This window comes from Paenibacillus sp. FSL R5-0341 (genome assembly GCF_037975235.1).
GTDB classification, from domain to species: Bacteria; Bacillota; Bacilli; order Paenibacillales; family Paenibacillaceae; genus Paenibacillus; species Paenibacillus amylolyticus_A.
This window is the reverse complement of record NZ_CP150241.1, coordinates 6,243,927-6,268,159: the sequence shown is the minus strand read 5'-3', so window position 1 is coordinate 6,268,159 and position 24,233 is coordinate 6,243,927. Positions and strand designations below refer to the sequence as shown.

The following is a 24,233-nucleotide window of genomic DNA, read 5'->3' as shown; positions in this document are numbered from 1 at the left end:
GGACCTAGTGCTTCTAATTATACACTTAACTACAAATCATGATTATTTTGCAGAATCAGTAGTGCCTGTGCTGCCGGATGTTGTACCGGATTGCGATCTGTTTCTGCCGCCTCCGAATCCGCCTTGTCCACCGCCACCAGGACCGCCCATACCTGTATTGGCTGTCGTTACACCCGATTCATTCACCCAAGTTACATTACTAGTCGATTGGAATGCAACTACTTGAGTTCCGCCACTATAGGTACCGTCTGTGTATAGTCCATCCACGGCTTTACCTGTAGACGTACCACCGGAGTAGATCATATAGGAGCCATCTTTTTTCAGATCCGGGGAGCTGACAACCACGGTTTGATAATCTTTTGCCGGAGCAAATGTCAGAATGTTGTTGCCTTCGTTGTCTTGTACATGTACAAGTGTTCCAGCTTTTTGCGTTGCAGGGAATGTCATTACAATGGTATTTTGCGTAGACGCATCGGATGTTCCTTGTGCCATACCAGAGCTTCCGGCAGCCACGAGGTATCCACCGCTGATTTCAAATGTACCGTCATAATCCAATGCTCCGTTACCGTTATCCGTCGGTCCGTTCACAATAACTGTTCCGCCAGTCATGTTGATGGAACCATTGGAATCCAGTCCGTCACCACCTGCGTTCACAGTGAGGGAGCCGCCGTTAATGTGGAACTCGTTATTGCTTGCTGCTGCACCACCCATACCGCCAGGTCCACGTCCTTGCTGATTAGCAGCTGTACCTTGGGATGTCTGATCAGTAGTCGATGTTGTGCCTGTTGTTTCGGTTACAGAGATGTTGGATGTCGTTTCTACATCGGTTGCTGTAGTAGCGCTATCTGTACTTGCCGCAGTATTCGCAGCTGTTTCCGTCTCGCCACCAGCAGCATTTACGCCATCATCGGATGCTGTTACATCCACATCCCCATCGTTCAGGGTGATGATTGCACCTTCAAGTCCTTCATAACTCTTCGCAATCGTGATGGTTCCGCCGTTAATCGTCAGGGCCTGATCGGCATGAATGCCGTCATCACCGGATTCAATGTTGAATGTTCCGTCATTGACTGTCACGTTATTGTTGCTGTGCAGGGAATCATCCATGGAATCAATGGTATACGTACCGCCATTAACCGTAAGGTCTGTACCTGCTTTAAGTGCTTTGGCACTTGTGGACTCGGTTGCTGTTGTTGCTGTGTCCGCATCAGCATTGTTATCTGTTGTTGTTGTTGTTGTTGTGTTGGCAGAGTTGGATGCTGCTGCGCCGTTTGTATTAGCACCTGCATTCGTACCGCTGTTAGTAGGCATCTCTGGCATGTCTGCAGGAGGTTCGCCATCCGGTGGTGTACCCATATCGGTTGGTGGTGTGCCGCCACCCCATCCACCGCCACCGCCGCCAAACGGACCTTCTTCTACTTTAGCTGGTGCATTGGCGCTACCGCCGCCCGTTAAAATGTTGTATGTGCCGCCATCCGTAACGAGTGCAGTTTCAGCCTGAATACCATCATTGCCACTTTGGATATCGAAGGTACCTCCTGCGATAGCAACGTAACCTTTGGTGGTATCTGTGTCATTAGTTGATTTAATACCGTCACCTTTGGCTTCAATGGTGATGGTACCCGCTTGGATGGCGACCATATCCTTACCTTTGATACCATCATCTGCTGCTTTAACACTGATGTTACCGCTAATGATTTTCAGATCATCCTTGCTCGTAATACCTTCATTATAGTTACCTGTGACGGTCAATTGACCTGCACCGTTGAACGTAAGATCCGCTTTGCTGAAGATCGCAGCATCCGGCTCGTCTGTCGTAGCGTCGGCGTACACATATGTTTTACCATCGGATACGGTATTCTTGGTTCCTTTTTCGAGTGTAATCACCGCTTTACCGGCTTTTTGAATATAGATCGCTGCACTGTCATTATCATGGATGGTTGCTCCGTTTAATACGAGATGCACAGTACCCTTATCGGCAACGTTAACCACGATCTGGCCATCCGTTAGCTCACCGCTAAGTACATAAGTGCCTGCTTCGGAGATGGTTACTGAGCCGTTGGCTGCTTTGGCGCCCGAACCGGTCACCGTTGCCGTTGTGCCGTTCAGCTTAATCGCTGTGGAATCTGCTTCACTCCAGCTAATATTGGTATCGTCAGCATCCAGAGAGACCAGATCTGCATATTTCACAGAAGTTTGCTCGCTGACAGATACCGTTTTGGTTGTTCCTGTCGTTGATGTTGCGGCATTGGCGGTTGTGCTTGTCGTTGCTGGTGCACTGCATGCTGCGAGTAGGCTGGTAATCATGGCGATGGACCAAAGTTTGCTACCTGTTATCATGTTCTTCTTCATATTAGATCGTTCCCTTCGAATTAAAAATTAATATTCCGTTGTTGGACTCATGGTTAACGAGATATCCAGGTTACCGTTCCGTGTGCGGATCGCATCGAGGAATTCCTTTTGGCTAACACTTTCGTGAATGGTTACACTGTAGACCAGCTCGTACAGACTACCGAGTTCGGTCGTTCTGATTTTTTTCAGATCAAAAGGTACGTTGAATTTATGGAACACTTCATTAAGGGCTTCTTCATAGCTTAAGTTTTCGGGAATGGTGACTTTCAGCGTTTTCAGCTGACTTTTCTTGCCGCCGAAGTTGAAGCGACTCAGAACAAACATCAGTACACACAGGATAATGGTGAACAGCACCGCGTATCCAAAAGCGCCTACACCGCAGGCAAGACCGGAAGCCATCGTGAACAATACGTAAGCAATGTCTTTTGGATCACCAGGGGCGCTTCGGAATCGGATGATCGAGAAGGCACCTGCCAAGCTGAAAGCTCGTGCGATGTTGCTGCCGATGAGCAGGATGATGATGGCGACAATGACGGGCAGGACGACCATCGTTAAGGTGAAGCTCTGGGAGTATGTGCTTTGGTTAGTCTTCATGTAGGTAAGGCTGATGATTAACCCCAGAATGATGGCAAGACCAATGGTGATGACTGCGTTGTTAAACGTCAGGTTGGTATCGGTTAGGGCTGAACTGAACAGTGAATCAAGCATATAGGACACTCTCTCTTTCTATAATCGTTTTATCTTGTTCTATGGATGGGTTGAAGTCGGTACCTGGTACAAGGATGCGCTCCGTCTGGTAATTCAGGTTGGTTGTTCTCACCAGATGTCTGAACTCGTTGCCGTATTTCGAAAATCCGGTGCGGTAGAGACCATGCTCACAGAGTAGTTGCGACAGCCACAGCGGAACGGTTTTCTCGGCTTTCACTTCCATCAGCCATCGACCGTCCTTTACCAGCGGTTCACCGTAATCTCCCTGTTCCAGCTTCAGATCGTATCTGCGGCTGCGAATATTGGTGTCAAAGGTAATGCGAAGATCCCGGCTGTTCTTGTCGAAGAGCGCTTTGCGTTCATACGCCAGATACACTTTTGGTTCAAGATCGTATAATCTAAGGAAATATTTGATCTCTTCGACAACCTGCTTATTCATATAATCCGCCAGCTCCGGCGCCTGTCCCGAACGAACGAATTCGTAGGCTTCATCCAGCTTCAAGGCGGTTCTGCGTTTGTTCACCAGGCCGAATACTTTCTTTTTGATCTCCAGATACACTTTGGCATTCTCTTCAGGGATTCCATAAGCTCGCAGTCTCAGCTTCTCCTTGTATTTCGGTTTGGAGAGACTGGCGCGGATCAGGGAATCCTGTGGAGTGTCGAAGTACAGGTTGCTGATGGAGTAATACTCATGTTTCTTGTTGTAGGCATCCAGCTCCATGTATTTCAGCAGGTCGTTGTAGAAATGTGCGTACTGCTCATCCGTCAGAAGGTACTTGCTCTCATATCGGTTGAATACTTCAATAGCCATGTGGGACTCATTCCTTTCGTTGGTGGGTTGTATGTTTTGTTGCATCGTGTATTGCTTCCATGTCTGTATCTTAGAGCCCCAACCTTGAATGAATCTTAAATGGTTTTACATTGCGTTAACATTTTTTTACCTTCCTATAATAGTTCGCATGCACAAAATGAATTAAGATTGATTCAAGGTTTAATTGGTAGAATAGGTGATATCATAAAGAGTTTTAATGAAGACGAATAATTCAAGCAGAGGAATGAATAGAGCATGAGAATATTAATTGCGGAAGATGAGGTTCATTTGGCAGAGGCTGTATCGCAGATTTTGAAAAAAAACAACTACTCCGTGGACATGGTCCACGACGGCAGATCAGGATTGGATTATGCGCAGAGCGGCATCTACGACCTGTTACTACTCGACATCATGATGCCGGAAATGGACGGGATCACTGTCCTGAAGAAACTCCGCAGTGAAGGAAATCATACGCCTGTCATTCTGCTTACTGCGAAAGGTGAACTATCGGACAAAGTCACAGGCCTCGATTATGGCGCCGATGATTATATCGCCAAGCCCTTCGCCACGGAGGAATTGCTGGCACGGATTCGAGCAGCCTTACGACGGAAGGGCGAAGTGGTTCCCGAGGATGGACTAAAATTTGGCGACATTGAGCTGAATACAACCCAGTTGAAGCTAAGCGTTCAGGGTAAGGAGATCAAGCTGAATCTGAAGGAGAATGAACTGCTGGAGCTGTTGATTGCCCGCAAACAGGCGATTACCTCCAAAGAGCAGATTATTGAGAAGTTGTGGGGATTTGATTCGGAAGTGGAGTATAACAATGTGGAAGTATATATCTCTTTTTTACGCAAAAAATTAACCTTCCTGAACTCTGCCGTCCGCATTAACACGATTCGGGGTGTGGGGTATGTACTTGAGGTGACGTCCTGATGTTCAAGAAACTTCGAAATCGGTTCCTGATCGTGAATCTGGTGTCCATCTCCATTATGATGCTGGTAGCATTTGCGACGATCTATACGATTACGTACCAGAATGTGCAACGTGAGACCAGCATGGAGCTGTACAAGGTATCTGATTTCTACCACAGTCCTTATAATTCATCCAAGATGCCGCGCGGGGAAGATGGGGGGATAGGGACAGGTTCTGGTACAGGTTCAAGTACAGGCGCAGGTTCAGATTCATTGCCCTCCGATGCCATGGGTGGTAATAATGGAGGCCCGGGAGGGGATCCCAACTCACCTCCGGCACGTTCCGTTTCATTTATGATCAAGACGGATGACCAGTGGAAGATTACGGATACGCATTCCCGATTCGATATGGAAGATACGTTCTACACCGAGGCGTTGCAAAAGGTTGACCAGAATAAAGTTGGTGATTCAGAACGGCAGACGGGGCAATTTGCGCTAGATGGAACGGACTGGGCCTATGTGGTTGACCCGAGCGGTGATGGGCATATGATCGTATTCATTGATGTGACAGCGCAACAAGGTATTCTTACGAATCTGATCTATACCTTTGCAGTTGTTGGATTGGTCATGCTGATTGTCATCTACTTCCTGAGCCGTTATTTTGCCAATCGCTCCATTGCGCCGGTCAGAGAAGCGTTTGAGAAGCAAAAACAATTCATCGGAGATGCTTCTCATGAGCTGAAGACACCTCTGGCGATCATTAATACGAATGCCGACGTACTTCTGGCCAATCAGGAGGATACCATAGCGAACCAGGCGAAGTGGCTGCACTATATCAAGTCGGAAACCGAGCGCATGACCGGACTTACGAATGATCTGCTCTATCTGACCCAGATGGATGATTCGCGCTCCACGATGATTCATGCGAAGTTCAATATGAGCGATGCGGTAGAGAGTATTATTTTGCCGATGGAAGCTGTTATATTTGAGAAAAACATCTCCCTCGATTACAACATTGAGCCGAATCTTATGGTTCATGGGAACAGTGAGCAGATCAAACAGGTCATTCTGATTCTGCTGGATAATGCTGTGAAGTACTCCGGTCCTAAAGGGTCCGTAAACGTTACGCTCCAGAGACAGAATAATGATGTTATGTTGGCGGTGTCCAATACAGGTGACGGCATTGCGCCGGAACATCTGGATCGGATCTTCGATCGATTCTATCGTACCGATTCTTCAAGAGCCCGCAAACATGGTGGGCATGGTCTGGGTCTAGCGATTGCTCGTTCCATCGTGGATCAGCACAAAGGAGAGGTGTATGCTCGAAGCGTGGTCGGAGAGGGTGCTACATTTTACGTGCGGTTGTCGTAGGGTTGGAGTGATACGCTGGCTCAACACTAACCTTCGCTACCGCTCTATAATCGTTCGTCAGGCATAAGTTCTGCCTGTAATGGGTTAACCTATGCTACAATGGCAACAGTATGTATGAATCAAGGAGATGAACTGAACGTGGCAGAAGCAAACGCAATTAATGAACAAGAAATGATGCAATATATTGCAGATAAAACGAAGGCAAGCCAGGCGAATATCGCTCTTGTGCTGAAGCATGAGCAAGCGTACATCAACAAGGCGCATGAAAATGCCAAAGGCAACGATGTGGATATTGACGGCGATGATCTGGCGGACTATATCCTTAGTCGTAAAGATGTGAAACTCGATGAGTTGACCGTGGAAAGCATTTTGGATGCTGAGATGGACTACTTGATGGACAAAGGTCACGCGGGATACGTCGATTAAGTTAAGTGTAGGCAAAATCTAACGAACTTGACAGCCGTTATTCGGGTATTTCTCGCTCGTATGTGAATGTAACGAATCTCAGACACGTTATTCTCGGGATTTTAGGGATTTTCGGTGCAATTGCAGCATTTTTGCGGAATTAGCGTGGCTGAGATTCGTTAGTTTGGGAAATAAGCTCTTTTAGTCGATATAAGGTGCCCTAGATTCGTTAGAGTGATGACAGAGTGCAACAAGGTGTTAGATGGCTGTTTCTAAAGTGAATTTCACATATGCAGCCTTCTGCGTGGCAAGTGTTGTACGTCAAAAAGACCTCAACTCCACAATACTGTGGTGTTGAGGCCTTTTTTAGATTGTAGCGACCTGGCATGCCTACAGGTCACCTGTTGGTTTAACGCTACTAAGGATAGAAATTGAGTTCTATCGTACTGGGCCACTATATCGGATCATTTGTCGAGTCTCGCTATGAGTACGGCTCTAAGAGTGCCGACCTATCGGACAACCTCATCGCATCACTCATCTGTTTGCCCTACAGTCATCCCTATTGGACATCGCTGTAAGGTAAGATTTTTTAGGTAATGCCTATCAATCCTACAGTGTACGGCTTCTTATTGACCCATCATGCCGCCATCTACGGTGTAGAGGGATGCTGTGACATAGGATGCTTCTTCGGACAACAGGAAGTTCATTACCGCAGCAACTTCTTCCGGTTCACCGTAACGGCCCATTGGAATGGCAGATACCGTAGCAGACTGGTAATCTTCCACGTTACCGGAGTTTGCTTCGATCTGACGCATCATACGGGTATTAATTGTGCCTGGCAATACAGCGTTAACCCGGATATTGTAAGGTGCCAGTTCATTCGCAGCGGTACGTGTGAGACCAACCACGGCATGTTTGGACATAATATATGGAGATACGGCAGGTGCGCCCATCAGACCCGCAAGGGAAGAGGTGTTTAGAATCGCACCGGATTTTTGTTTTTTCATCACCGGAATGACATTTTGCAGACCCAGGAATACGCCACGAATGTTGACGTTATAGACTGTATCCAGTGCTTCAACACTCAGGTCTTCGATCAGTCCGGTTGGACCTTCAATCCCGGCGTTGTTGGCAAAGTAATCGATTCGGCCAAATGCATCCAGTGCTTTTTGCACATAGTTTTTCACGTCTGCTTCCTGAGATACGTTTGCTTTTACAGCAATGACATGCTCTTTGTCGAGGTTCAGATCGGTGATCGTTTGCTGGATGGCTTCTTCATTCAGATCCACCAAAACCAGATTGATTTTGCGCTCTGCGAGGCGGCGTGCCAATTCTTTACCAATGCCTCCGGCTGCTCCTGTAATAACGGCTGTATGTGTATACGATGTACTCATGATATACTCGCTCCTTATTCTGTATTGGCAGGCATTTCTTAAAAAAAAGTTTCAACCTGTCGTCTATCTTTCCTGTCTCAATGTTAAGATATACATAGCTATGTGACAATAATCATTGACAGCGCATATGTCAGCTATCGGACAGAGATGTAAGCGGTGTTCATTTAGTTTACAATAATGAACAAAGGAGGCGAAAATGTTGATCATTGAACATCCTCAGGACCGGAGAGCACGAAGAACGCAGGATGCGATCATCGCTGCGGCGGTTTCTTTGATATTAGAAAAGGGAGCAGATGCCCTCACAATCCGGGATATTACGGAACGGGCGGATTACAACAGAGGAACCTTCTATTTACATTTTCCCGGCAAACCGGAGTTGTTGCAGTTCATTCTGGATGATTTCATGCAGGGAGTGGGGCAAGCTTACGCAGAACCGTATGCACAGCTCAAAGAAGTGGACATGACTGCATTACTGCCATCCACGATGCCTGTATTCGAATATATTGAGGCCCATCAGGATATTTTCCGTGCATTAATCACGATGCATTCAGATATGAGCTCACGGCTGTGTAATATGTTTAGAACGTATTTAACCGAGGATTTTGTATTGGTGACCGAAGATAGCGAGCAAACCATTAATTACGACATCATGTTAAGTTATCTGGTCTCTGCTACGGTAGGTGTGATTATGCATTGGGCGGAGATTGGATTCAAGTATTCTGCGCATTATATGGGGGAACAGCTTACAGCGCTTATTAACATCAAACCGACCCGTCTGCTGATTGAACCAGGGCAGAAGGGTCGGACTATTCATGAACGTATGCTGTTGGATTAAAGGTCGAATGAGAGTTTTGTTCTATATCAATTGAACTAAAGAATATTTACACTGCACACTCCGATGACAGAACAACCTTCCGATCGCTGTTATCCCCAGATTTTATGATTCCTTTTATAAAGGGTAAATCCGGGGATAAAGGCGAACGCTCCGCTTCTTCAGGTCGTTTCTGTCCTCTCCGTTTTGTGTAAATGTTTAGTTCAATTGATATAGATGAAGAAATCCAATTCGATTACCCTGTCATGGAGGCATTAGCGGCCTGCTGCATCTGAAGTAGCTGCTCGCGAACCAGGACCGACTCTCCAATCATGATTAATGCGGGATTATTCACTTGATGCGACTTGGCGAGGGAGTGGAGTTCGGCAAGTGTGCCGGTAATAATCCGTTCCTCCGAAGTGGTTCCCCGTTCGATTAAAGCCGCAGGGGTGTGTCCACTTTTGCCATGGCGAAGCAATTCATGTTGAATCTGAGGAAGTTGGCTAATACCCATGTAGATGACCAGTGTATCGACACTATGAGCGAGTAGGTCCCAGCGCACCGAAGATACACTTCCGTCGCTACCGGTTCCCGTGACACATGCGAAGGATGAAGCAACCCCGCGATGGGTTAACGGAATAAGGGAGGAAGCGGACGTGCCTACAGCTGAAGTGATGCCGGGAATGATTTCAAATGCAATCCCTGCTTCCGCCAGCACAAGCGCTTCTTCACCACCACGGCCAAAGATGAACGGATCGCCACCCTTGAGTCGTACGACCTGTTTGCCTTCTGCTGCATGCGCAGCAAGCATTCGTCCAATCATTTCCTGACTCATGGAGTGAAGGCCTGGAGCCTTGCCGCAATAGATGCGGAGTGCTCCTTCAGGAGCCTCAGCGAGCAATTGATCATTCACAAGCCGATCATACATAATGACATCTGCGGACTGAATACGTTTCAGGGCTTTTACCGTAATCAGATCCGGATCTCCAGGCCCAGCGCCAACAATACTAACCAGGCCCCGGCTCATGATCGTGTCCCCAATTTGGGTGCGACATCGGAACTTGCCAATCCTGAACGACCACCCTGAACCGTTGCCAGTTTGGACGAGAGCTTCACTGGATTTCCCCAGTGATGAGCGGCATACAGACCGAGGCCTGTAAATACAGCTCCGCCAATGAGGTTGCCCACCAATACGGGGATCTGATTCCACAGCCACCAGTCAGCGACGCTAACCTGTGCACCGAGCATCATACCTGCCGGGATGACGAACATGTTCACCACAGCATGTTCAAAACCTTGGGCGAAGAATATCGTAATAGGCAGCCACATTGCTACAATTTTACCCAGTGTAGAAGTGGACGTCATTGCCATCACTGCACCGAGTGTGACCATCCAGTTACATAGAATGGCTTTGATGATGACCAGAACAATACCTGCTCCGCCCAGATGCTGATATCCCAATGTTTTGGTTTCACTGGTCTGGATCAGTGTTTGAATCAGAGGGTTGCTCATATCCGTACCCATCTTCGTAATGGTCAGTCCGTATAATAGGGCATAGAATGCACATCCGATCAGATGACCTGTGATCACCCAGAAATAATTCCGGAGCATATCCATCCATGTAATTCTACGTTTCAACACTGCGAGTGGAAGCATCGCAAAGTTTCCTGTCACCAATTCAAGACCCAGCAGAATAATAATGACGAATCCCGCCGGGAATATCAGTGCACCTGCCAAACCAACGGAAGTTTGAGATACAGCGGTATATGCCAGTGTGGTTGCAAAGGCGAGAATAGCCCCTGCCAGAAAACCGCGGATCAGCATCTGTACCCGGTTCATTCTGGCTTTGCTCTCACCAGCTTCGACCATCGATTGCAGCACTTCTGCAGGTTTAACAAAATCCATAGCGCACGCCTCCTTGATGTCAGGGTATCTCTAGCATTTAACCCGCAATCGTGATGTAAATTTCTCCGCTGTTGCCATCCACTTCGGTTTTGTAGGTATTCAAGCAGCCTTCATCCGGCTCCTGTACCTTGCCGTTACGCAGATCAATCTTCCAATCATGCAAAGGACAATGGACGGCTGTCCCGCATACCATGCCCTCCGACAGTTTTCCGCCCTTGTGAGGGCAGCGATTCTCGACGGCGTGCAGACTTCCGTCGCTCAGCTTGAAGACTGCAATTTCGGTATCCTGTACAAGGAAGGTCCGTGCTCCCTTTTCATCAATATCCGCAACGTGTCCAATCCGGAATTTGTTCATCGCTGTTCCTCCTCTTCTAGTGGGTTACCGGCTCGGCACCGGACAGTGGGGTGAAGTTTTTACGCAATTTCTCGTCTTCAATGATTTCTTTCCAAGGATCAACCGTATGACCCAGTGTAACTTCCAGACGTTCAACCAGAGCGAGACGTACATCCCGATCGGCCAATGCTTCCTTCACATGATCCAGACCTACGCGTTCAATCCAAGCCGCTGTTCTCTCATTCCATTTTGCGTTCTCTCTATAGTATTGCAGGTAAGAGTAAGTCCACTCTTCCACTTCCGCATCGGTCTTCACCGTACAGAGCAACTCGGCTGCACGAACCTTGACTCCAGCGTTACCGCCAACATGAATCTCCCAAGCACCATCGATTGCGACGACACCCAGATCCTTGATCGTCGCTTCAGCACAGTTCCGCGGACATCCAGATACGGCGAGTTTCACTTTGGCCGGAGCAACCATTTTGTCGAGTTTTTTCTCCAGTCGAATACCCATCTCAATGGAATCCTGTGTACCGAATCGGCAGAACGTATTACCTACACAAGTCTTCACCGTACGCAGCGCCTTGCCATAACCGAAACCGGAAGGCATATCGAGCTCTTCCCAGATCTTCGGCAGGTTCTCCTTTTGTACACCGAGTAGATCGAGTCGTTGTCCACCCGTGAATTTCACTAATGGCACATCGTATTTCTCCGCGACAGTAGCAATCTTAATCAATTCCGCCGGGGAAGTGACACCACCATAGATCCGTGGAATAACGGAATAGGTACCGTCCTTCTGGATGTTGGCGTGATAACGTTCATTGGTGAATTTGGATACACGCTCGTCTGTGTATTCAGCCGGCCAGATCATGCCGAGATAATAATTGAGGGAAGGACGACACTTGGAGCAGCCTTCCGGTTCATTCCACCCAAGAACATTCATAACTTCTTTAACGTTTTTAAGTCCCATTTCCTTGATCTGTGCAACAATTTCATCCCGATCATAGGATGTGCAGCCACAGATGCCTTCTTTGGTCTGTTCGCCTACATTATCACCTGCGTAATACGTGAGCAGGTTTTCGATAATGGGTTTGCATCCACCGCAAGAAGCGGAAGCTTTGGTACAGGACTTGATTGCACCGAGCGTATTACAGCCTTTGTTCAGTACAGCATCTCCAATGGAAGCTTTGGTAACACCGTTACAACCGCAGACGATCTCGTCATCTGGCATACTTGCCATGCGCTCTGCCACAGATGGACCTGAGCCTGAACCACCGGAAGGCACACCGAGCAAAATTTCTTTCTCACGACCGCTGATGTTCTCACCACTCTTAATGAGGGAAAATAGAGAAGCGCCGTCTGTGGTATCTCCGAACAATACAGCTCCAATCAGCTGTCCGTCTTTGATCACCATCTTTTTGTACACACCATCAACATCATCCTGAATACGAATGCTGCGAGTGTCCGCAGCGTCTTTGAATTGTCCGGCAGAGAATACGTCCACACCAGATACTTTTAGCTTGGTAGAAGTGACTGAACCTTCGTATCCTTCGGTTGCCGCACCAGCCAGACGTTTCGCGAGCACCATACCTTGTTCATATAATGGAGCAACCAGTCCGTAGGCAATACCGCGGTGTTCTGCACATTCACCGACAGCAGAGATACCAGGAATGCTGGTATGCATATAATCATCTACAATGACACCCCGATTCACGTCGAGGCCGGTATTACGAGCCAGTTCAATCTGAGGACGAATCCCGACAGCCATGACAACCAGATCTGCTTCAAGTACCGTTTGATCGGTAAAACGAATGGCTTTCACCCGCTGTTTCCCTGTGATTTCTTCGGTATGTTTGTTCAAAAGGAACTTCATGCCCTGCTCTTCAAGCTCCCGCTGGAGCATCAGGCCTGCCGGGAGATCCAGATTCCGGTCCATCAGATGTCCGTTAATATGAATGACAGTGACGTCCATGCCCAGATTGAGCAGCCCCCGCGCTGCTTCCAGTCCAAGCAATCCGCCCCCAATGACGGCAGCTTTGCGATACTTTTGCGATGCTTCCATCATGGTCTCGCAGTCTTTAATATCACGGAAGCCGATAACGCCTTCCTTATTCGCACCGGGAAGTGGGAGGATGAATGCCTGTGAACCCGTTGCCATAATCAGCTCATCATAGGATGCACGTACACCATTCTGAGATACAACTTCCTTGCGCTCGGCATCGATCTGAACGACCGGGTCACCCGGGTACACCCGAATGCCGTTATCTTCGTACCAGCTCCACTCGTTGATTACGATATCTTCAATCGTTGTTCCGCCAGCCAATACAGAGGATAGCATGATCCGGTTGTAGTTGGGATGCGGCTCTGCACCGAAGACTGTAATTTCATAAGCATGCGGAGCAAGCTTAAGGATATGTTCAATTGTGCGGATTCCCGCCATGCCATTACCGACCAGCACCAGTTTTTTCGTTGTACTCATTATGATTAGCCCCCTTAGGTCCATTCTGCAAACTGCCTCAAAACCTTGTCTCTAAAATCGAAAAAGCCTGTTATGCCTCGGAGGACTGCGCATATACATACGCATCCCTTGCTCCGAGATTGCAAAACAGGCTTCATTGCCGTTTCAACCAGCTACGCCGTTGTAACTGTGATCGATTCAAATATGGAGTTGTTATGGCTTAACTATAAAAGATCCATCCACCCATGTCAATATAGTTAACATAAAAAAGTATTTGAAATTTAAAGTTAATTATGTTTACATGAGTTTATTGGAATATCGAATGGACGACGAAGTTTTACGAGTATATCTTCATATGAATGAAGGATTTAGATGAAGTTGGCATACCGGATACAATAAACATTGTAGAAAAGGTGCCATGTAAGGTGTTTTGCCCTTTTTTATTACAGGATGATGAGGCGTGAAACGATGATTCGAAATTTAAAATTAAGACGCAAAATCGTTACCACCTGCTTTTTGTTAGGTAATATAACACATTCATTGCTTTCATGTATTAATGCATTAAATGTTATGGACTCTGACTATACGTAATAGGGAGGGATTGATCCATCATGCGATCTTTATTGGTCATCCGTGTACAACCAACGATAGCTGCCTCATCCGATGCAATCCCTCTGACACCGGAGAGGCTGCTGGGAGCAAACGGGTACCATGTACAGGTGGCAGGTAGTGAAACGGAAGCGCTGAAGTTGGCTCGTGAGGCGGAAGCATCCATTTTGCACCTATCCCTGACTGATGTGGAATACTGGGGGAACTGCCTGGGAAAGGGGAAGTCGGATACCCCGCTGCTCTGGTGGTGCGCGCCAGATACAGCCTCTTCCTCCGCAGAATCCTGCGAGGTCGAAACCTCACTAGATGGAATACTTACACCATCCATGACCGGGCCCGAGATCCACTGGACTCTTCACTTTGCAGCCCGGCGCTACATGGAACGCAAACAGTGGGAGCAGGAACGGAAGCAGTTGCAATCCAGGCTGGAGGATCGAAAGTGGATTGATATGGCAAAGGCTATCCTTAGTGATCTGAAGCAGATCTCCGAGGCCGAAGCCTATGACCTGTTACGCAAGAAAGCAATGGATGAACGCAAACGGATGGTCGATGTAGCTACAGCGATTGTGAAGGCACATCAACTGCTCCAGTCTTAATTGGAAGGAGGATTCTCCATGGATATGTCTCAGATACTCCGAGAGGTCGGACGTGGGAAACGAGGCTCACGTGATCTGAATTATACAGAGGCGCTGACGGTTGCAGAGAAAATCCTGAAACAGGAGGTTTCCCCTGCCCAGACGGCTGCGTTTCTAATGGCTGAACGAATGAAAATGGAAAACGTCGAGGAACTGGAAGCCTTTGTTCATGCGTGCCGTAACAGCGCGGAACGGTTCTCCGTATTTCAGAACGGATTGGACTGTGCTGGTCCCTATGACGGACGGACAAAGTCGTTCATGGCTACATTTCCGGTTGCATTTGTACTCGCGGCGGCCGGGTTGCCGGTGACTTTACATGGGAGCGATCCTTTACCACCCAAGTGGGGAGTTACGCTGTCGGTTCTGTTAAAGGAAGCGGGAATTGATACACGTAAAATGGACCGGGAAGATGCCCGTGGGGCTGCGTTGCGTTCCGGTGTCATGTATGTATCCTCCGAGGATTGGTGCGAGCCTCTTCGCAAGCTTCGTCCGTTACGGGAAGAGCTAGGTTTCCGCACGGTGTTTAACACGGCAGAGAAACTCATTGATTATAACCATTCACCGTATCTGGTGTTCGGTGTGTTTCATAATACCTTTCTGGATCGGATTGCGAAGCTGCTCACTCGGTTTAACTATCGCCGTGCTTATGTGGTACAGGGAATGGAAGGGTCTGAGGATCTATACATTGATCGGCCAACCCGCGTATACGCCGTGGAAGACGGTGATATGAAGCTCGAACTGGTTGATCCTGCAGCCTACGAACTGGATATGCCTGTGCCGGAACTGGTCTGGACGGCTGCCAAGCAGCTTGAAGTGGCGGAAAGTGTGTTAAGTGGCGACGGTCATATTGCTTTTGTGAATCAGGTATTGTTAAATGGGGGTTTCCGCTTGTACGCAGCGGGGCGTGTCAATTCCATCGAAGAGGGCATATACACTTGTCAGGGGTTGCTGGAGAGTGGTTCAGCGTATCGCATCTATCAGCAATGGTGTGTCTCCATGGGTGGCGAACTGCCGGATAGCAGAGCAGTCTCCATCTATCCGGCATCGTCCAGATAACCTTTGTGCAACATTGTGATTGCTTAGTGTGTTCTTATTCCCAAGGATAAGTTACGGTTAGGAAGTCAGCGAATTTCTTGCTCTCTTCCCGCCGTTGTTTCCGCATGGCCGCCCGATCCGGAGCGGTCTCGTATAGTTTCTTCTCTTCTTCCGTCTCCGGGATAATGCGCGGTACGATTAATTTGCGATTGTTTTCGTCCAGAGCCACAAAGGTCAAAAATGCGGTCGCTGCAATTTTCTTCTCTCCGGTCTTCAGATCCTCGCGGATTACCTTCACAAAAATCTCCATGGAACTTCGTCCTGTCCAGGACGCGAACGATTCAAGTGTCACCGAATCCGTCGGGTTAATCGGGTACAGGAAATCGACAGAGTCGGTTGAAGCCGTTACGGTATTGACCCGGCATAGCTTGGAAGCGGCGATGGATGCAATATCATCGATATAGGACATCAGCCTCCCGCCGAATAGCGTGTTATGATTATTGACATCGGTTGGAAATACCCGGGCTGTCTTAAAACAACGCGTTTCGCGTACGTACTTTTTCTCCACCTGATCCATCTCCGTAGGTTTCGGTATCTCTCTCATGCTTTTTCCTCCTTACAGTATGGCTGCTGTGACATTTCATGTGTTGCAGGGTCTATTTATGATCTATTTCCCTAGTATAGGTGTCGGTCAGATACATATTCAAATGAAGTCAGAGTGCAAAAAAACCGCCAGGCGCGGACCGGCGCGCGGGCGGTTTACTGCTGTATATTAAGCCTTGGGTTTGAAAATGCCGGACGGTTTGCCGATCGGCAAGAACGCATAACCGAAGTGGGCGTTCAGTACCGAAGCGCCTGTACCATACAGGGACACAATTCCGATCGCCAGTTCAGCGTATGCTGCAATGGTGTGGAAAATGTGAGGAGCTACGCCGAAAGCGTCAAAGGTCAAGCCAAGGAACAGGAAGTCAATCAGAATGAAGATGATAAGCAATACTTTATTCGCTTCAATAGCACCGATCGTCATGAACAGGGTGAATACCAGGTATCCGGCAAAAGCAAATCCGAGCTGCTTGCCATCGGCCTGTTCAGCAAGCGTGGAACCGAATACGCCCATTTTGATCATCCAGTTGGCAGCCATAGCGAACCAGAAGAATGCATAAGCGCCAAAAGCTGTTGTGCCAAAAGTATTGTTACGTTTGGAATCTTGAATGCATGCGAATAACTGGGCAAATGCACCCAGGAAGATTGCCCAAGGAATAGCGTAGCTAAGTCCTTCTGTAATGCCAAGCTTCTGGGAAGAAGCGACCAGGGTTACAATTGCCAACCCAAATAATCCCATTGCGCTGGGATCGGCATTAACAATTTTGACTTTAGTCTGTGAATCGGTCTGCATGGTGATGATAAGCCTCCAATAATATCAAATCAGGATCAATGCCTTCGTTGGCCGTCCTCTAAATTACATCATTTGTATCCGCCGGGTCCGGACACACACATCGCCCTATTGTACCTGAATGGCCCCGTTATGGAAAGGGATTTTATTACCTTTTAAGTCAATAGACTTCTGTTTTTTCAATATACACAATAACGACACAATCCATTCTAGCTATGAATGATGAGCTACAACGATAAAATCCAACCCTGAATTAACTGCTAAAATAGCGTTAAATCAGCCATTTTCGGATACGCACTTGTGTGATAGAATAGTATTTATCAAAATTTGGAGAAGAATACAAAACATCCTTGTCCCCTATGCCATATGTTAATCCAACTATAGATTGACAGGAAAAACTAAAATGGTTCACAGAATAAGGAGGTATCAGGGGTCATGGTTATGAGTTTGGATTTGAAAAATAAAATAGAAAAGGCCAGACATAACCTTCATATGCTGGTAGAGCATAACAAGGGTGGTCTTGGACATCCCGATGTGATTCGGCAGTCTATGGCATTGGACGAATTAATTAATGAGTATAACCGAATTAGCCGAAATCATTCACGGTCCTGAATCCGAATGGATTTTAATTTAATATACGGAACGAAGAAATAGATCGTAGCGCTTGGTCATACAGACGGGCATGAATATCGCCGAAATGGACAGCCTCCAGTTAAGAAGGAGGTGTCATCCGGCGTAATATTCATGCCCGTTTGTTTTTGCAACGTATCCATCATGCATCATGCTTAATGCAGCAATCGTTTGGCTTCCAGATATAACACCTGTACGAACTTTTTCGTATTAATGCGGGTCTGGGACAGGGAAGGCTCCACATTGTTTTGCAGCTCCAGCATTTTCTTGCGAATTTCGGTAAAATCGAAAAATTTGGATGCATAGTTCTCGAACTTGGGATGTGTATAATCCGTTAACCCCAGTGAAACCACATGGCTGAGTGTCTGAAAGATGGCTCTGCGGACACGTTGTTCCGATGCCTTGATCTCCTTGTTAACCTCTGCCAGAGAGGCGTTCTCTCCCAGCTTGCGTACCGCTACGTTCTGAAAGATGTCTTTGAGGGATGGGAACGTATAGGGCGACAGCTTATGCTCATCTGTCTCTACCTGCTCCAGATATTCGAGCATATCCAGCAGATCTCTGCTGCCGGCTTCGCCGATCATGCCCATCTCGGACAGCAGGAAATGTCCTGCTGTAGTAATCGTTTTGTCCGGAACCGGAGCCGCAGTGCGCTCGTTAGGATGCAAACCGGACAATCCCTGCAATGTCCGCTGAATATCTGCGATGGATTGCTGCATCCGTAACCGCTCACCTACCAGCCGTAGAACAGACAGTATCTCCAACCGGTTAATCGGCTTCGTAATGTAATATTCAATCCCTAGTGAATAGGCTTCGCCGATCATATTTTTCGACTCAATCTGGGAGATCATGACGATCTTGCCCTCGAACCTTCCTTCAAGCGCCCGGACAGTCTGAATCCCGTCCCGTTGTGGCATCAGCAGATCAATCAGCAGTACATCCACCTTATGCAGCTCCAACAGTTCCGCGTGAATATGTGCGCCGTCCTCGGCTTCCCCGGCAATATCGCCAAGCCCTTCATCCTCAATAATATCCATCAACATGGAACGAACGCCAGGATCATCATCCACGATAAAATAACGTATATCAGTCATCTCCTTTCCTGCTTGCATAGAACCTGACATGTCAGGTTAAATGACAATGATTGGGCAATCAAAGCCCATTTTTAAAATAATTGTAGAGATTGCATGTAGGTATTTGTCGATTTTCGTAGATGCGCTTGTAGTATAAGTAACATCCCAAAGTCTGGGGCTAGTGTTGTGCAGAATGGTACAAACTTTTCATCTGACCCATCTCTGTACTTGAAATACACCATATAAAAGGGGCATACCGATGGAGCAAACAATACAAGATATTGTCGTCATTTTCAATGATTTTCTATGGTCCAAAGTGTTAATTATACTATTGGTAGTATGTGGTATATACTTCACCACCAAGACCCGATTCATGCAATTCCGCATGATTGGAGATATGGTGAAGGTGCTTCGAGAGCCGAAAAGTAAGGAACCAGGCAAAATTTCACCATTTCAGGCATTCTGTATTAGTATGGCGGCCCGCGTAGGCACAGGCAATATTACCGGTATTGCACTAGCCATCGCACTAGGGGGACCTGGGGCTGTATTCTGGATGTGGGTCATTGCGATTATTGGTTCTGCCTCCAGTTTTGTGGAGAGCACGCTGGCTCAGATCTATAAAGTGAAGGATAAGGGCGGATTCCGCGGGGGTCCGGCATATTATATGGAGCGTGGGCTGGGGAAGCGCTGGATGGGGATTTTATTTGCTATTCTCATTACGCTTTCATTCGGTTTGGTATTTAATGCGGTGCAGTCCAACACCATTACCGTCGCATTCGAAAACTCATTCGGTACGGATCGGTTAACGGTGGGGATCATTATGGCTGTGGTATTTGCAGGAATTATTATGGGCGGTGTCAAACGGATTGCAAAAGCATCGGAGTACATCGTCGTTGTGCTTGCCGTATTGTACATTGGGGTAGCGGCTTTTGTGGTGCTGGCTAACATTACCCAGCTTCCGGCTATGGTTGCGTTGATCGTCAAAAATGCCTTCGGCATCGAGCAGGTGGCAGGCGGAACGTTGGGTGCTGCGCTGATGAACGGTGTGAAACGCGGATTGTTCTCCAATGAGGCGGGCATGGGTAGTGCCCCGAATGCCGCTGCTACAGCGGATACAACACATCCGGTGAAACAGGGACTTATTCAGGCTTTTGGTGTGCTGACAGATACGCTTATTATATGTACAAGCACAGCCATGATTATTTTGCTATCGGGAGTCTACAAAGGTTCTAATCTGGGTGGCATTGAATTGACTCAGGCTGCATTAAGTGTACATATTGGTTCATGGGCATCCGGATTCCTGGCGGTCATGGTGTTCCTGTTTGCCTTCAGTACGCTAATCGGAAATTATTACTACGGTGAAACCAACATTGAGTTTATCAAATCCAACAAAATTTGGCTGTGGGTGTACCGTATTTGCGTTATCGCGATGGTGGTGTTCGGTGCGGTAGCCAAAGTACAGCTGGTATGGGATTTGGCGGACCTGTTCATGGGGCTCATGGTGGTGGTGAACCTGATTGCGATTCTGATGCTGTCCAAGGTGACGTTTGAAGCGCTGAAGGACTATAAGAAGCAAAAGGCCGAAGGACGTGATCCCGTCTTTACCCGTGACCGTATCCTTATTCCGGGTGAAGTGGAGTGCTGGGAGTCGGAAGAAGAAGTGATTGGGGACAAATCATTACATGTAGCAAATTAAGATTGCAACTAAATTTGGTTAATGATAACCAAACGGACATAATAAACAGGACTTGGATTATCCATCATGGGCAACCCGAGTCCTGTTTATTACATATAAAATGTATCTTTGCACTAGCCAAAGTTCATCAAAGATATATTTTGATTAATTTTTAACGGAATAACTGATCAGTTGTTCAGACAGAGCTTTCATACGCTCGCCCGTGTCATTGAGCTTCTCGATGACATCTGTGAAGGAAGATACAAGCGTGGCTTGTTCCTGTGAAGAGGCTGCAATCTGGGAAACCTCAACTTCCATCTGTTTGATCACCTGTTGTACATCTCTCAGACTGGTATCGATATCACTTGTAGCTTGTTTGGCATCTACAGAGAGTTTGCGTACTTCAGATGCAACCACACCAAAGCCAGCACCAGCTTCACCAACGCGGGCAGCTTCTATAGCGGCGTTCAGGCCAAGCAAGTTGGTTTGTTCGGAAATTTCGCGAATGAACCCGGCTACCTTGTTGATTTGGGAAGAGTTCTGAACAGCAAGTCGTGTGTTTTGCAGGATCTGCTCACTGGTGGCCTGCAATTCTTCAGCATGAGCAGCAACGTGTTGCACCATATCAACCAGATTACCATTGATGGTTTGGTTTTCTTGTATAATATCTTCAAGTTGATTCTGATTAGATTGGTCATAAGACACACAGAAAACGGCAACGACTTTTTGCTGATCATCAAAGATCGGAATGTTCAGCGTATCCAGCTCAATACCATAAATTTCTTTAGGTAAAGTGGTGAGGGTAGCTTCTCTTCCATTTTTCAAGACGGCAAAGTTTTGAAATGAGTCCAGGAGCAACATCCCTTTTTCAAAACCAAGGTCAAATTTCTCTGTTGTTATAACTTCCAATACCTTTTCGTGATCATATACGGATAAGCTGGCTGGTTCTCTTAGAATCTGACTAATATAAGGCATTACTTTAAGCAGTGCATCTACAACGTTCATTGAATATGCTCATCCTTTCAATATCTGAATAAATTATTTTTACGATCTATGGAATGCTCTATCTTTCATCGGACGGAAATGGCTTTTCGTGAACGGCATTTTGCATGAAAGAATGAACATTTTATGATTAAATTTTTAAATGTTTTCCATGTGAAATGATTTATTGGATATAAGTGCTAGTTGTAACTATTTTTATATCAAGATATTTGTACGGATCTATATCAATTATGGGACATATGTCCTTTTGTATACGTTATATACGGCAACGGAGGGGAAGTCGGAATGAAAGAAATTATGGACTTTGGGCTTGTACGTCAACTCGCACGTGAGAATGGATTGGATCAGGTGCTGGACGAGTCTGCACTCGCTGAGTTGCGACTGCTGGAGGCTGTGAAGGGCGAGATGATATGTGTCAAAGGCGAGCGGCCGGAGCGATTGTATTTTCTCGTGCAGGGTAAGCTCAAAATCTATACCACACTGCCTAACGGCAAGTCTCTGTTGCTTCGTTTCAGTACACCGCTCGCGCTCGTGGGCGATCTGGAGCTGGTCAATGGCAAGGAGGCCAATAATACGGTAGAGTCTGTGAGCAAAAGCCTGCTGCTTGGTATCAGCTATCGCGTTCTCCAGAATACATATGCAGAGAATCCTAAATTTCTCCACTTCATGCTCAGTCAAGTAACGCATAAGTTGTACACCTTCTCGAACCTTTCGAGTCTCAATATGTTATATCCGGTAGAGAGTCGATTTGCCAGTTACCTGTTGTCCACGATGGAGCAGGACGAGTCCTCCTCGGAAGAGATTCAGACTTCCAAACTGACCGAGCTTGCGGATATGCTGGGCACTAGTTACAGACATCTCAACAGGGTCGTTCACAATCTGTGTGATCGAAATATTATTCGCAAAGTGCGTCGGAAGCTCATAATCTGTGATCTGGAACAGCTACGTACGATCGCAGGAGGCAATATATATGAGTGATCGTTTTTGAAAATAAGGACAAGCTTGTGTGTCTATATGAAACGAAACGACACGACACAATATAATAAGGAACAATACAGTACGGTACAATAAAGAGCACCCTCGGGAAAATACCAGAGGGTGCTCTTTATACACTGCGCTTCACGCAGATTAGATATCTCCGCGTTGCTCGAACAATTGAGCAATCTCTACAATGACACGGGTTGCCTTCACCATATTGTCTACCGACACATATTCAAATTTGCCATGGTAGTTCTCACCGCCAGTGAAGATATTCGGTGTTGGCATACCCATATAGGATAACTGTGAACCATCTGTTCCTCCACGGATGGGGCGAATAACAGGTTCGATGTCCAGTCGGGTCATGGCCTCATGGGCAATATCGACGATCTGGCGTACGGGTTCAATTTTCTCACGCATGTTATAGTACTGGTCATTCAATTCCACAGTAATGCTTTTCTCTCCGTACTTGGTCTTCAGTTCGTTTGCAATATGGAGCAGATTCGTTTTACGCTCTTCAAACTTTGCCCGGTCAAAATCACGGATGATGTAGCTCATCTTCGTCAGCTCAACGTCACCCTCTAAAGACAGCAGATGGTAGAAACCATCATAACCGTCCGTGAATTCAGGAGCTTCCTCTACAGGCAGGCGTCGATTCAATTCCATCGCAATTTTCAGAGAGTTCACCATCTTATTCTTCGCTGTTCCGGGATGCACATTGGTGCCTCGTACGGTAATTTTAGCTGCAGCTGCGTTAAAGCTCTCGTATTCCAGCTCACCAAGTGGTCCACCGTCGACGGTGTAAGCATATTTGGCTCCAAAAGCAGCTACGTCAAACTTGTGCGGTCCGCGGCCAATCTCTTCATCTGGGGTAAAAGCAACCCGAATCTTACCGTGTTTCACTTCCGGGTGGTCAATCAGATAGGCCATCGCCGTCATGATCTCGGCAATGCCTGCCTTATTGTCTGCACCAAGCAATGTTGTACCGTCAGTTGTAATCAGCGTGTGGCCTTTATACTCGTGCAGTTCCGGGAAATCTTTGTTGGACAGCACAACATCCAGTTCCGAATTAAGTACAATGTCAGCACCGTCATAGTTATCGATAACCTGCGGTTTAACATTTTTGCCTGTGAAGTCGGTCGCTGTATCGAGGTGAGCCAGGAAACCGATCACGGGAACATCTTTGTCGGTATTGGATGGCAGTGTAGCCATGACATAACCATTCTCATCCATCGTCACTTCTTGCAGACCAATGGAGTTACATTCTTCAACGAGCAGTTTGCCCAAGGCCAGTTGGCCGGGTGTGGAAGGGCAGGTCTCGCTATTTTCATCGGATTGGGTATCCATCTGAACATAAGTACTCAGTCTTTGAATTAATATATCTTTCATCTATAATCTCTCCCTAGCTTGAGTAGTATATAAGTTGAGCTACTTGTTTTACACTGATCCACTACGAGGCCAGAATAACCTTCTGATCGCTGTTATCCCCAGATTTTTTGATCCACTTTTACAAAGGTGAAAATCTGAGGATAGCGTATGCTTTCGAAGTAGCTTTCTTGCAGAAAGCTTTTAGCTCCGCTTCTACAGGTTATTTCTACCCTCTCCGTTATCGTGTAACCGTTAGTCACAACTTATGTAAATTGGGTATAGTAATTATTGTGCATCTCTATGGTTATCATATCATGTTTTGCAGTCATTTCCAGAATGGGGCAGAACCGAAATATGAGAATAACTAGGTATCAA

Annotated in this window: 22 protein-coding genes; 9 read left to right on the top strand and 13 right to left on the bottom strand. The window is 47.0% G+C overall.

From position 1 onward, the window contains the following. Positions 1–42: 42 nt before the first annotated feature. From MKX75_RS28120 to MKX75_RS28110, 3 genes are read right to left on the bottom strand one after another with little or no spacing between them, the layout of a single operon-like run. Positions 43–2,352: a carbohydrate-binding domain-containing protein gene (locus MKX75_RS28120; protein WP_339167689.1), complete on the bottom strand. Its 2,310-nt coding sequence runs from the start codon at positions 2,350–2,352 to the stop codon at positions 43–45. 27 nt (positions 2,353–2,379) lie between these two features. Then, complete coding sequence (locus MKX75_RS28115) at positions 2,380–3,060, bottom strand: DUF4956 domain-containing protein (RefSeq protein ID WP_076332062.1); 681 nt, start codon at positions 3,058–3,060, stop codon at positions 2,380–2,382. Further along, positions 3,053–3,871 carry a polyphosphate polymerase domain-containing protein gene (locus MKX75_RS28110; RefSeq protein WP_339167688.1) on the bottom strand — a complete coding sequence of 273 codons (819 nt, stop codon included), beginning with the start codon at positions 3,869–3,871 and terminating at the stop codon, positions 3,053–3,055. Before MKX75_RS28110 ends, MKX75_RS28115 begins: the two co-directional genes overlap by 8 nt. A gap of 255 nt (positions 3,872–4,126) precedes the next feature. On the opposite strand from MKX75_RS28110, the gene MKX75_RS28105 reads away from it, so the two are divergent. The 3 genes from MKX75_RS28105 (at position 4,127) to MKX75_RS28095 (ending at position 6,579) form a co-directional block, all read left to right on the top strand. Beyond that, positions 4,127–4,804: a response regulator transcription factor gene (locus tag MKX75_RS28105; protein WP_036612327.1), complete on the top strand. Its 678-nt coding sequence runs from the start codon at positions 4,127–4,129 to the stop codon at positions 4,802–4,804. Then, positions 4,804–6,153 (top strand): HAMP domain-containing sensor histidine kinase, encoded by a 1,350-nt coding sequence (locus tag MKX75_RS28100; protein WP_339167687.1) that lies wholly within the window; start codon positions 4,804–4,806, stop codon positions 6,151–6,153. The genes MKX75_RS28105 and MKX75_RS28100 overlap by 1 nt, the downstream gene beginning before the upstream one ends. A gap of 171 nt (positions 6,154–6,324) precedes the next feature. After that, positions 6,325–6,579 carry a hypothetical protein gene (locus MKX75_RS28095; RefSeq protein WP_124116914.1) on the top strand — a complete coding sequence of 85 codons (255 nt, stop codon included), beginning with the start codon at positions 6,325–6,327 and terminating at the stop codon, positions 6,577–6,579. Between the two features lie 605 nt (positions 6,580–7,184). On the opposite strand, the gene MKX75_RS28090 is transcribed toward MKX75_RS28095, so the two are convergent. Beyond that, the gene (locus MKX75_RS28090; protein ID WP_076332059.1) at positions 7,185–7,952 is read right to left on the bottom strand and encodes an SDR family oxidoreductase; all 768 of its coding nucleotides are present in this window, start codon (positions 7,950–7,952) and stop codon (positions 7,185–7,187) included. Positions 7,953–8,148: 196 nt separating this feature from the next. Between MKX75_RS28090 and MKX75_RS28085 the strand changes: the two genes are divergently transcribed. Then, on the top strand, positions 8,149–8,787 hold the full coding sequence (locus MKX75_RS28085; RefSeq protein WP_062836706.1) for a TetR/AcrR family transcriptional regulator: 639 nt from the start codon (positions 8,149–8,151) through the stop codon (positions 8,785–8,787). A gap of 232 nt (positions 8,788–9,019) precedes the next feature. Here the strand turns inward: MKX75_RS28085 and cobA are convergent, their stop codons facing one another. Genes cobA through nirB form a run of 4 tightly spaced genes read right to left on the bottom strand, consistent with a single transcriptional unit; the run spans position 9,020 to position 13,481 of the window. After that, entirely contained in the window at positions 9,020–9,790 is a 771-nt protein-coding gene (cobA, locus tag MKX75_RS28080) for a uroporphyrinogen-III C-methyltransferase (protein ID WP_339167686.1), read from the bottom strand. Further along, the gene (locus MKX75_RS28075) at positions 9,787–10,668 is read right to left on the bottom strand and encodes a formate/nitrite transporter family protein (protein WP_339167685.1); all 882 of its coding nucleotides are present in this window, start codon (positions 10,666–10,668) and stop codon (positions 9,787–9,789) included. The genes cobA and MKX75_RS28075 overlap by 4 nt, the downstream gene beginning before the upstream one ends. Before the next feature lie 37 nt (positions 10,669–10,705). Further along, positions 10,706–11,023, bottom strand: coding sequence for a nitrite reductase small subunit NirD (nirD, locus tag MKX75_RS28070; RefSeq protein ID WP_062836709.1), 318 nt, complete (start codon positions 11,021–11,023; stop codon positions 10,706–10,708). A gap of 16 nt (positions 11,024–11,039) precedes the next feature. Continuing rightward, on the bottom strand, positions 11,040–13,481 hold the full coding sequence (gene nirB, locus MKX75_RS28065; protein ID WP_062836710.1) for a nitrite reductase large subunit NirB: 2,442 nt from the start codon (positions 13,479–13,481) through the stop codon (positions 11,040–11,042). Between the two features lie 590 nt (positions 13,482–14,071). Between nirB and MKX75_RS28060 the strand changes: the two genes are divergently transcribed. Both MKX75_RS28060 and MKX75_RS28055 read left to right on the top strand, forming a co-directional pair. After that, positions 14,072–14,665 (top strand): ANTAR domain-containing protein, encoded by a 594-nt coding sequence (locus MKX75_RS28060; RefSeq protein WP_062836711.1) that lies wholly within the window; start codon positions 14,072–14,074, stop codon positions 14,663–14,665. A gap of 18 nt (positions 14,666–14,683) precedes the next feature. Continuing rightward, positions 14,684–15,760, top strand: coding sequence for an anthranilate phosphoribosyltransferase (locus tag MKX75_RS28055; RefSeq protein WP_339167684.1), 1,077 nt, complete (start codon positions 14,684–14,686; stop codon positions 15,758–15,760). Positions 15,761–15,794: 34 nt separating this feature from the next. Here MKX75_RS28055 and MKX75_RS28050 read toward each other — a convergent pair whose 3' ends face one another. Both MKX75_RS28050 and MKX75_RS28045 read right to left on the bottom strand, forming a co-directional pair. Then, positions 15,795–16,307, bottom strand: coding sequence for an acyl-CoA thioesterase (locus MKX75_RS28050; RefSeq protein ID WP_062837096.1), 513 nt, complete (start codon positions 16,305–16,307; stop codon positions 15,795–15,797). Positions 16,308–16,511: 204 nt separating this feature from the next. Further along, positions 16,512–17,135: a GPR1/FUN34/YaaH family transporter gene (locus MKX75_RS28045; protein ID WP_036671640.1), complete on the bottom strand. Its 624-nt coding sequence runs from the start codon at positions 17,133–17,135 to the stop codon at positions 16,512–16,514. Between the two features lie 432 nt (positions 17,136–17,567). Here MKX75_RS28045 and MKX75_RS28040 point away from each other — a divergent pair, with 432 nt between their 5' ends. Next, the gene (locus tag MKX75_RS28040; protein WP_062836713.1) at positions 17,568–17,744 is read left to right on the top strand and encodes an aspartyl-phosphate phosphatase Spo0E family protein; all 177 of its coding nucleotides are present in this window, start codon (positions 17,568–17,570) and stop codon (positions 17,742–17,744) included. 173 nt (positions 17,745–17,917) lie between these two features. Here MKX75_RS28040 and MKX75_RS28035 read toward each other — a convergent pair whose 3' ends face one another. After that, the gene (locus MKX75_RS28035) at positions 17,918–18,847 is read right to left on the bottom strand and encodes a response regulator (protein WP_062836714.1); all 930 of its coding nucleotides are present in this window, start codon (positions 18,845–18,847) and stop codon (positions 17,918–17,920) included. Positions 18,848–19,094: 247 nt separating this feature from the next. Between MKX75_RS28035 and MKX75_RS28030 the strand changes: the two genes are divergently transcribed. After that, positions 19,095–20,531, top strand: coding sequence for an alanine/glycine:cation symporter family protein (locus MKX75_RS28030; RefSeq protein WP_339167683.1), 1,437 nt, complete (start codon positions 19,095–19,097; stop codon positions 20,529–20,531). Positions 20,532–20,675: 144 nt separating this feature from the next. On the opposite strand, the gene MKX75_RS28025 is transcribed toward MKX75_RS28030, so the two are convergent. After that, entirely contained in the window at positions 20,676–21,515 is an 840-nt protein-coding gene (locus MKX75_RS28025; protein ID WP_339167681.1) for a methyl-accepting chemotaxis protein, read from the bottom strand. 282 nt (positions 21,516–21,797) lie between these two features. On the opposite strand from MKX75_RS28025, the gene MKX75_RS28020 reads away from it, so the two are divergent. Continuing rightward, complete coding sequence (locus MKX75_RS28020) at positions 21,798–22,490, top strand: cyclic nucleotide-binding domain-containing protein (RefSeq protein WP_339167680.1); 693 nt, start codon at positions 21,798–21,800, stop codon at positions 22,488–22,490. 150 nt (positions 22,491–22,640) lie between these two features. Here the strand turns inward: MKX75_RS28020 and pepT are convergent, their stop codons facing one another. Beyond that, on the bottom strand, positions 22,641–23,879 hold the full coding sequence (pepT, locus tag MKX75_RS28015) for a peptidase T (protein ID WP_145150387.1): 1,239 nt from the start codon (positions 23,877–23,879) through the stop codon (positions 22,641–22,643). Positions 23,880–24,233 lie beyond the last annotated feature (354 nt).